General features: G+C 76.8%; 1 protein-coding gene. It reads right to left on the bottom strand.

Features of this window, described 5'->3' with window-relative positions; genetic code table 11:
- A partial coding sequence (locus B7767_RS40715) for an FAD-dependent oxidoreductase (protein ID WP_143652943.1) occupies positions 1-861 on the bottom strand: 861 nt, incomplete at both ends.

Consider the following 861-nt stretch of genomic DNA (forward strand, 5'->3'; position numbering starts at 1 on the left):
CACGAGACGGCGGGGCGCGGGCAGTTCGGCGAGGACGTGCGGCGGCGCGGCGCCCACCAGGGGCAGGGACGCGGTGGGGGACGGGCCGGCCGGCAGCCCCCGGACGCGGACGGCGGTGTCGACGGCGTCCTCGGCCATCCGCCGGTACGTGGTGAGCTTGCCGCCGACGACGGTGACGACGCCCTCGGACGAGGTGAGCACCGCGTGGCGCCGTGAGAGGTCGGCGGTCCTCGGCGTCGTACCGGAGTGCGCCGCCGCCGTGTCCAGCAGCGGGCGCAGCCCGGCGAAGGCGCCGACCACGTCGGCACGGCGGACCGGTGCGTGCAGGACGGAGCACAGGACGTCGAGGAGGAAGCCGATGTCCGTCTCGGGCGCCCGGGGGACGTCGGGGATGTCGCCGTCCACGGGTTCGTCGGTGAGGCCGACGTAGACCCGGCCGTCGTCCTGGGGCAGCACGAGGACGAAGCGGTTGCTCTCCCCGGGGATCGGGATGTGCAGCCCCGCGGTCAGGGGACCGAGGCTCTCGGGGCGCAGGACGAGGTGGGTGCCCCGGGAGGGCCGTATCCGGACGCCGTCGACGAGTCCGCCCGCCCAGACACCGGACGCGTTGATCACCGCGCGGGCGCGGATCTCGCCCTCCTGACCGGTGAGTTCGTCACGGACGCGGGCGCCCGTCGAGGTCAGCTCCAGGGCCCTGACCCGGGTCAGGATCCGCGCCCCGCGCCCCGCGGCCGTGCGGGCGAGGGCGGTCACCAGGCGGGCGTCGTCGGTGAGCCGGCCGTCCCAGGACAGCAGGCCGCCGCGCAGACCGTCGCGCCGCAGCGCGGGCGCGAGGTGACGGGTCTCCACCGCGGAGAGCCG

Source organism: Streptomyces sp. 13-12-16 (assembly GCF_002114215.1).
Classification (GTDB): domain Bacteria; phylum Actinomycetota; class Actinomycetes; order Streptomycetales; family Streptomycetaceae; genus Streptomyces.